Genomic DNA, 4,695 nt, shown 5'->3' on the forward strand with positions numbered 1-4,695 from the left:
ACGGCCGAGAGGGCGCCCCCGACGCCCACGCCTTGCCGGCCGGGGGCGCCCTCTCGGCCGTGGCGCGCCGGGGCCGCTGACGTGGCCGGACACCCGCCGGGGGACAGGATGGCGGGACACCTCGGGAGGTACGTCACGATGTCGGAGATCGGACGCGCGCTGTCCATCGCGGGATCGATGGCCTGGGAGATCACCTGGGCGCTGATCCTCGGCTTCGCGCTCTCGGCGGTCGTACAGGCGGTGGTGCGCCGCTCGACCGTCGTACGGCTGCTGGGCGACGACCGTCCCCGTACGCTCGCCGTGGCCGCGGGCCCGGGCGTGGCCTCGTCGTCGTGCTCGCACGCGGCGGTCGCGCTGGCGCGCTCCCTCTTCCGCAAGGGCGCGAACTGCCCGGCCGGAGTGAAAGCCCGGCCGGCATCAAGGTCCGCTCGGCGTGAAGGGCCCGGTCCGCGTGAGAGCTCGGCCGACACCAAGGCTCAGCCGGCCAGGTGGCCGCCGAAGTCGCTGTAGAGCGCCGGGCGCGCGAGGGCGGTGGGGCCGAAGACGAGGGAGCCGGTGGCCGGGAAGGACGCGGCCGGGGCGCCCCGGAGATAGGTGACGGCGCCCGCGTCGTCGTCCTCCTGGAGCGCGGAGACGGAGAGGTCCGCGTAGCCGTCCCGGTTGATGTCCGAGGCGAGGAGCACCGAGCCGAAGGCGTCGACGTCCTCCGTGGTGCCCGGCACGCCCGGGGTGTTCTGGGTGAGGGCGCGGGCGCCCGTGCCGGTGACGCCCTTCGCCGAGCCGCGCAGCAGGATCACCTCGCCCGCGTGCCACGCCTGGTCGGGGTCGGCGCCGAAGGACTGGCCGGAAGCGCCCGCCGCGAGGTCGCCGTAACCGTCCTTGTCGAAGTCGCCGACAGCCACCGCGGAGCCGAAGCCGTCTCCGTACTCACTGACGCCCGGCACGTTCGCGCTGTTCTCGGTGAGAGCCGTACGACGGGTGGCGCTGGGGCCCGAGGCGGTGCCGTACACCACCGACACCTCGCCGCCCTTGGAGCCGCTGGGCTCGTCGGCGGGCTCGTCCGGGTTGCCGATGGCGATGTCTCCGTAACCGTCCTTGTCCAGATCGCCGATGGCCGCGTCGGTGCCGGCCGGCAGGGTGCCGCCCTTGACCAGTCCGGTGCTCGCGCCCTTGTAGAAGACGGACGGGCCCAGGATGTCCTTGTCGAACTTCCGGCCCTGGACGACAAGATCGGCGGCGGAGTCCTTGGTGACCCGGCCCGCCGTCAGGGAGGGCCTGTCGACCGGCGAGTTGTAGGTGGTCAGCTTGCCGCGGGCGCCGGACTTGGCGAACGGTCCCCGTACGAGACGGATCTTCCAGGACGGAACGGTGTCCCCCTGCGCGCCGATCGCGAGATCGGGCTTGCCGTCGCCGGTGAAGTCGGCCGCCGCGATGCTCGCGCCGAAGTAACTGCCGTACAGCGGCTGCGGATTCGGTACGGTCGTCGCGCCGCTGAGGCCCTTCGCGCCGCCCCAGACGATGACGACCGTACCGGCCGCCTGTCCGCCGGAGGTGTCCTCCTCGGCGGAGGAGACGGCCAGATCGCTGTATCCGTCGCGGTTGAGGTCGGCGGCGGCGAGCGCGTGGCCGAACTCGTCGTCCTTCTCGGCGCTGTCGGGAACACCCGCGCTGTCCTGGCTGATGATCGTACGGCGGGTGGGGTCGAGTCCCTTGGCGGTGCCGTACACCACGGCGACATACCCGGCGCGCGCCTTGGTGCCGACCTTGCCCATGGCCGCGGCGATCGCGAGGTCGCGGTAGCCGTCGCCGTTGAAGTCGCCCTGGAGCCCGGAGGGCGCGGCGGAGACACTGCCCGTTCCGGCGATCAGGGCTCCGGCGGCCAGCGCGGTCGCGGTGGCTGTCGCCAGGGTGGTGCGAAGCGTTCTGGTGCTGGGCATGCGGGTCTCTGTCTCCTACCTGGCACGGCATGACGTACGGGCGCCTGTGGGTGCGCACGGGTGGAGACTCGCGGTGCGGCGGGATGGTTGTACGGAATGGTTGTACGGGACAGCGGCGTGGAAGGGGCGCGCCGGCCGGTCGCGCGGCCGGGGATTCCTCCCCGGCCGCGCCGGCTGGCGCGTAGGTACACACGGACCGTGGACGACGGGTGTCCGACGGCGGACGAGGGACGTCAGACGGCGGACGCCGGACGACCGGCAGGCGTCGGACGACGGGCAGGTGTCGGACGACCGGCAGGCGTCGGACGACCGACGGACGCCGGACGACCGCCGGACGTCAGCCGCATGCCGCCGAGTTGAGCGTGAAGGCGGTCGGCCGCGGATTGCTTCCGGTGAAGCCGGCCTGGAAGCCGAAGCTCACCGAGCCGCCCGGGGCGATCGCCTTGTTCCAGCCGACGTCCTTGGCGGTGACGGCGGCGCCGCTCTGGGTGACCGTGGCGTTCCAGGCGTTGGTCACGCGCTGGCCGCCCGCGTACGTCCAGGTCAGCGTCCAGCCGTCGACCGGGGCCGTGGAGGTGTTCTTCACGGTGACGGTGGCGGTGAAGCCGTTGTTCCAGGCGCTGTCGATCCCGTAGGTGACCGTGCAGCCGGCGGCCGGCGGGTCGCCGCCGTCGCCGCCCGTCGTCTCGGCGGCGAACTGGGTGAGCCAGGCCAGCGGCGCGTTCCAGTTGACCGCCACCTCGTTGGTCGAGTACGAGCCGATGTCGTCGATGTAGCAGGCGGCGGGCTTGCAGCCGGCCAGCTCCTCCTGCGCGACCGGGTCCTGGAGCGCCGCGTTGGGACCGCCCGCGATGGACCCGGCGGGCGGGTTGGGCAGCGAGGCGTCGTACTGGTTCGCCCAGAAGCGGTGGTGCTGGTTGCGGGACGGCTGCTCGCCGTAGCCGCTGATGTACGACTGGCCGAGCGTGTTGCGGCCGAGCAGATAGTCCAGCGACTCGATGCTGCCGGCGCGGTAGCGCTGCTGTCCGGTCAGTCCGTACGCGACGGCCAGCACGATGCCGTTGTTGGCCACCTGGCCGTTGGAGCCCCAGACGTACGCGGTCGAGGGGAGCGGCACGGCGTACCCCTGGCCGGACATGGCGGCCAGATGGGCGTCGGCGGCGGCGGTCACGGAGGCGCGGAGCCGGGTGGTCTCGGCGGCGGGCAGGCCGGTGGGGACGGTGGCCAGGACGATACGGCCGAGGGCGGCGGTGTCGGCCCAGCCGAAGCCGAAGGAGGTGAAGGCGCCGGACGAGGTGTGCCAGGGCGAGGCGGTGACGGCGTCGCGGTAGGCGGCCTCGCCGGTCGTCGCGTACAGCTCCGCGCCCGCCCAGTAGAACTCGTCGCTGACCGTGGCGTCGCCGTACGCGCCGCCGCCGTTGCCGTCGGAGTCCGGCGCGATCAGATTCGGGTTGGCCCGCGCGGCGGTCCAGGCGCGGCGGGCGGAGTCGAGGCAGCGGGCGGCGAAGGCGGCGTCGTACGGCGCGTAGACGCGGGCGCACTGGGCGGCGGTGGCGGCGAGGTTGAGGGTGGCGGCGGTGGAGGGGCGGTGCAGTTCGCGCTGCTGGTCGTCCTGTTCGGGGCGGGTGGGCAGACCGGTCCAGTTGGCGTCATGGATCTTGTGGAAGGCCGTTCCCGCGAGCGGTTTGCCCTCCGGGACCTGCATCCGCATCAGGAAGTCCAGCTCCCAGCGGGCCTCGTCCAGCACGTCGGGCACGCCGTTGCCGCGCTCGGGGACGCGGAGGGTGGAGTCGCCGAGCGCGGCGTCCGTTCCGGCGCGGTCGGCGCGCTCGAAGGAGTTGACGAGCAGCCAGGTGGAGAGGCCGCCGTTGACGACGTACTTGCCGTGGTCGCCCGCGTCGTACCAGCCGCCGCGCACGTCACGGCTGTAGTCGCAGACACCCGCCTGGCACGGCACGCTGGTGTCGCCCTTGTTCGGCGCGACACCGAGATGCCCGGCGGGACGGGCGTACGCGGCGCCGCCGGCGAGCGACGCGTCGATCGCGATGCCGCTGCGCTGCTGGTAGAAGAACGACATCGCGTCGGAGCGGAGGGTGTTGTAGAGCCCGGCGCGGATGTCGAAGGGGTGGCTGCGCGCTCCGTCGACGACGAGGGTGTATCCGTTGCCGGTACCGGTGTACGAGGAGAAATCGGCGAGGTGGGTCGAGTCGCCGGACGCGGCGTCGCCGCCGCGCGCGGTGGTGACGCCGGAGGCGACGGTGGCGCCCGCTGCGCTGCGTAACTCCCAGGCGGTGGGGGCGGTGGCGGTGGTGACGACGGTGGCACGCTTGGGCCCGTCGGGCAGATAGCCGAGCTGATTGACCTGCACGGCGAGGGCGGCGGCGGCCTTGACGGCGGTCTGGGGTGCGGCGGTGGTGCCGGCGTTGGCGCTGCCGGTCCCGGCCGTCAGCCCCGCGACGGCCAGAACACCGGACAGCACCCCGACGAGCCCGCGCCGCAGGGCGGACGGCGACGACGGGGACGGGCGCATGAGCACAGGCATGGGGATGGTCACCTTTCGTGTGCGGGCACGATGCGGTACGTGATGGGAGCGCTCCCAATCCGGAGACTTGCATGCCCATGCCACGCCGTCAACGCTTTGCGCAGGGGCGCGGCGCGGCGGTCGGTCAGGCGGGAAGCCCCGCGTGCGCGGGGACCAGGGCGTGGAGGTCGCGGCCGACGGTGGCGACGAGGGACCAGCCCCGCGCACGCGAGGACC

General features: G+C 73.3%; 2 protein-coding genes and 1 pseudogene. 1 reads left to right on the forward strand and 2 read right to left on the reverse strand.

What is annotated here, in order from left to right:
- Window positions 1-138: 138 nt before the first annotated feature.
- Window positions 139-420, forward strand: a pseudogene (locus BFF77_RS29735) (permease); the annotation flags it as partial.
- 56 nt (window positions 421-476) lie between these two features.
- Here the strand turns inward: BFF77_RS29735 and BFF77_RS29740 are convergent.
- Entirely contained in the window at window positions 477-1,937 is a 1,461-nt protein-coding gene (locus BFF77_RS29740) for an FG-GAP and VCBS repeat-containing protein (protein ID WP_066956118.1), read from the reverse strand.
- Between the two features lie 337 nt (window positions 1,938-2,274).
- Window positions 2,275-4,479: a glycoside hydrolase family 9 protein gene (locus BFF77_RS29745; RefSeq protein ID WP_079125610.1), complete on the reverse strand. Its 2,205-nt coding sequence runs from the start codon at window positions 4,477-4,479 to the stop codon at window positions 2,275-2,277.
- Window positions 4,480-4,695 lie beyond the last annotated feature (216 nt).

The sequence above is a fragment of the Streptomyces lushanensis genome (assembly GCF_001700515.1).
Taxonomy (GTDB): Bacteria; Actinomycetota; Actinomycetes; order Streptomycetales; family Streptomycetaceae; genus Streptomyces; species Streptomyces lushanensis.

Excerpts from the sequence above, each read along its gene's own strand:
- BFF77_RS29745 (WP_079125610.1), bottom strand. The coding sequence starts at position 4,479 with ATGCCTGTGCTCATGCGCCCGTCCCCGTCGTCGCCGTCCGCCCTGCGG.
- BFF77_RS29740 (WP_066956118.1), bottom strand. The coding sequence starts at position 1,937 with ATGCCCAGCACCAGAACGCTTCGCACCACCCTGGCGACAGCCACCGCG.